A 3,258-nucleotide genomic window follows, 5' to 3' on the forward strand; every position below is an offset into this window, starting at 1 on the left:
ACGCCGACTGGTTCAGGGAAGCGTTGAAAGACAGGGGCATACGCGCCTGCATCCCTGGCCGGAAGCAGCGAAAGAAACCGGTGAAATACGACAAGCGCCGATATAAACGCCGCAACCGCATCGAGATCATGTTTGGCAGGCTCAAGGATTGGCGGCGTGTGGCAACACGATACGACCGCTGTCCGAAGGTCTTCCTCTCCGCCATCGCCTTAGCGGCGACCGTCATGTTCTGGCTATGATAGCTCAACGAGTCCTGACCCTACGGGTGTCGCAAACACCCAGCTCTATGGAGTTCGAAGCCCGCGCCATACCGGCACAGGGATCAATGCCGAACCATGGGGTTGACAAGCCTGTCGGTCTCCAGCCTCAGGACCGACCGCCAAAGCGGCGTCTTGAAAATCATGTGCGCCGATCGCCCATCCGGCTCACTGGCTTCCTGCGACGTGATGAACCCAGCCCATTCCAACGGTTTCAGAACACAGGAACTGAAGACGCCGATCTGCCGCCAGCCGTCATTGTCCCAGTTCGGCCCCTCACCGTAGAAGACCCCGTAGAGCTCTCGCTCGCTCAGCCCGTTCTCGATCTCCACGTTCATGACGTTGAGCCAGGTGTCCCAGTTCCCCGGTGCCTCCTCGCCGGTCCGGGAATAGGCGGCGTGATCCATCGCCAGCAGGAAAAACGGCACCAGTTTGTCGAACAGCGCACCGGGCTGTCCCGCATACATCCTGCCGTCGTTCGTCGCGCGAAACGTGCCCTTGTAATGACGTCCGAGGCGCAACCGGATCAGCATGAAATGCAGCAATTCGAGCGGCGGGAAATCGGCTTCGTTCACCACCTTGCTGTAGCGGAACATCTCCTCGGCGGTCTTGCCGGGCCATTGGAAGTGTTCCACCGCCCAATGCACGAAATCCCGCTTGAAGGCCTTGGTGGCGGTCAGGCCGATGCTGCCTTGCTCCAAGGCGTAGCCGAGCGTCAACGAGGCGGCGCGGAACATGGGCGACAGGGCCAGGTCGGGATGGTCGTCAGGCAGGGGGCGGAAGTCGATCATGGAAGGGCCTGTCTTTGTCCTCTCGATGGAGGTTTGCTGACGATCATATGGCCAAGCTGCGCGGAGGCAAGCAGCCCAGCTGATTCCGTTGAGTCGTCAAGAGCCGTCTTCCCGTCAGAGCGAGAACGGCCGATGGAAATCCTCCGGGACCGCCTCACAAACCGCATGCGCACGGCCGTCGTCAGGCGACTATACTCTGACCGGCCGAGGAGAGGCTGCAATTCGTGGTCATGTCCTGTTGCTCGCATCCAATTCATAGAGCTCTGCCGGTCGGAATGCGTTTCCGGTCTCATACTCGCCGGTCGCGCGAAGAGGATGGTGATCCAGGAGCTTGCGCCGAAAAGCCGGTTTGGCCAATGAGCGTCCGAGAATGACCTCATGGACCTGCTGCACATCTCGCAGGGTGAAGCGCTTCGGCAGGAAGGCAAAGCCGACAGGTCCGGATCCTATCCTTTCCTGCAATCGGCGGACCGCATCCGCCAGAATGGCCTCATGGTCGAAAGCCAGCCGCAAAGGGACATCTGCGTCATTCTTCACAATGGCAACGGAAGAGCTGGCCCCCGGTATATGGACGCGGGCCAGTTGCAGATCCTGGCGCCCTGCCATGCGGCTTCGGAAGGCCGCTTCCGGCGCCACCGCCAGCCAGGCGATCGACACGACATGACCGCGAGGGTCCCGGCCCGGATCACCATACGCCGCCAATTGTTCGAGATGAAGGTCGCCGATCCCCGCCTTGGTTTGCGCCGCACGGCCAACGGCCTCTTCAAGGGGCTGGCCCTGATGCACGAATGCCCCCGGAAGCGCCCAGTCGCCGCCGACCACATCACCGTCTTCACGACGGATGAGCAGGCAGTAAAGCCCCGCATCCCGGACGCACAAGGCGATGATATCGACCGCAAGTGCGGGGTGTGAATAGTCGCTGAGTTGTTGCATGGTGGCTCTTATTTTTTTACTTGGTTATTACTCTTGCGGATATAAGTAAAGACCGCTATTCTTTGCTCACCTCATCTTGCGGGACCTGTGGGGACATCCGGCCCCTGTCCGGTAATCCACAAAAATCCGGCATGGTTGCGTTGCCTGCCATCATTTCGGTTCCTAGGATATGAGGAAGAAGGCCGAGGCTGGTGATTTCCTGCCCGCAATGGCTTTGTTGCGCAAAAGGTGCTTTGGGTATAGTTCCCCTTTCCTTGGACAGACTTATCCTGCGGCCATTGTCGTGGGCGTGCCGAGAGCCGTGTAACGGTTCATGACGGCGCAGCGGATTTGGATCTCGGCGACCTGCCGGTCGAAGTCCCGCGCCATGAGGCTCTGACCCAGACGTTTTACACAATGCATCTTTGCCTCGATGCGGCTTCGGCGGTGGTACCCGCTCCATCGTCGCCAGATCGCCGGACCGAGATATTTGACGGCCCGGAGGATTTCGTTGCGGGCGCCCGCGCCGGCAGTTGTCGGCTTCCAGGGTTGGGCATTCTTGCGCGGCGGGATGATCGCCTCTGCCCCTCGATCCGCAATTGCGTCATGGCACTTGCGGGTATCAAAAGCCCCGTCGCCAGTCACGGAGCCGATGTCCTCATCGGGTGGGATCTGGCTGAGCAATTCCGGTAACATCGGCGCATCACCGATATCGCTCCCGGTCGCCTCGACGGCCCGCACCTCCAGCGTTTCCTCATCGACCGCGATGTGAACCTTGCGCCAGATGCGCCGCTTGGTGCCACCGTGCTTGCGGGCATTCCACTCGCCTTCGCCCTCCGCCTTGATGCCGGTGCTGTCGATCAGCAGGTGTAACGGGCCGTGGCCACCCCGATAGGGAATATCCACCGTCAGGGTCTTCTGTCGGCGGCATAGCGTGCTGTAATCTGGAACCGCCCAGTCCAGCCCCGCCAGACCGAGCAGACTTTCGACAAAGCCCGTCACCTGCCGCAACGGCATGCCAAACTGCACTTTCAGCGTCAGGCAAGCCTGGATGGCCGCATCGCTGTAAGCTTGCTGGCGGCCTCGTTTGCCGCTCGGAGGCGGCGACCAGATCTTCGACGGATCAAACCAGATCGTCAGCGAGCCACGTCGCTTCAGGGCAGAATTATAGGACGACCAGTTCGTGGTCTTGTATCTCGTTGGGGTCCAGTTGCTCATGCTCCCTGCTAGCACACTGGATTCGCAAGATGAATCCCGTCAGCCATTTGCGCAACATGTATAACCGCCCCTTGCGCAAG

4 protein-coding genes are annotated in these 3,258 nt (G+C 60.5%); 1 reads left to right on the top strand and 3 read right to left on the bottom strand.

All coding sequences use genetic code 11. From position 1 onward, the window contains the following. Positions 1–239: IS5/IS1182 family transposase (locus tag PARACOCCUSGL_RS0119850; protein WP_010400770.1), on the top strand; the 239-nt coding region annotated here is incomplete at its 5' end. 83 nt (positions 240–322) lie between these two features. Here PARACOCCUSGL_RS0119850 and PARACOCCUSGL_RS0119855 read toward each other — a convergent pair. The 3 genes from PARACOCCUSGL_RS0119855 to PARACOCCUSGL_RS0119865 all read right to left on the bottom strand — a co-directional run bounded on the left by PARACOCCUSGL_RS0119855 (position 323) and on the right by PARACOCCUSGL_RS0119865 (position 3,178). After that, on the bottom strand, positions 323–1,048 hold the full coding sequence (locus PARACOCCUSGL_RS0119855) for a hypothetical protein (protein ID WP_010400772.1): 726 nt from the start codon (positions 1,046–1,048) through the stop codon (positions 323–325). 228 nt (positions 1,049–1,276) lie between these two features. Further along, positions 1,277–1,981 (bottom strand): NUDIX domain-containing protein, encoded by a 705-nt coding sequence (locus tag PARACOCCUSGL_RS0119860; protein WP_010400775.1) that lies wholly within the window; start codon positions 1,979–1,981, stop codon positions 1,277–1,279. 264 nt (positions 1,982–2,245) lie between these two features. Further along, complete coding sequence (locus PARACOCCUSGL_RS0119865; RefSeq protein WP_010400778.1) at positions 2,246–3,178, bottom strand: IS5 family transposase; 933 nt, start codon at positions 3,176–3,178, stop codon at positions 2,246–2,248. Positions 3,179–3,258 lie beyond the last annotated feature (80 nt).

The organism is Paracoccus sp. TRP, from assembly GCF_000185925.1.
In the GTDB taxonomy this organism is placed as follows: Bacteria; Pseudomonadota; Alphaproteobacteria; order Rhodobacterales; family Rhodobacteraceae; genus Paracoccus; species Paracoccus kondratievae.

Coding starts and splice junctions, on each gene's coding strand:
- PARACOCCUSGL_RS0119855 (WP_010400772.1), bottom strand. CDS start 1,048: ATGATCGACTTCCGCCCCCTGCCTGACGACCATCCCGACCTGGCCCTG.
- PARACOCCUSGL_RS0119860 (WP_010400775.1), bottom strand. CDS start 1,981: ATGCAACAACTCAGCGACTATTCACACCCCGCACTTGCGGTCGATATC.
- PARACOCCUSGL_RS0119865 (WP_010400778.1), bottom strand. CDS start 3,178: ATGAGCAACTGGACCCCAACGAGATACAAGACCACGAACTGGTCGTCC.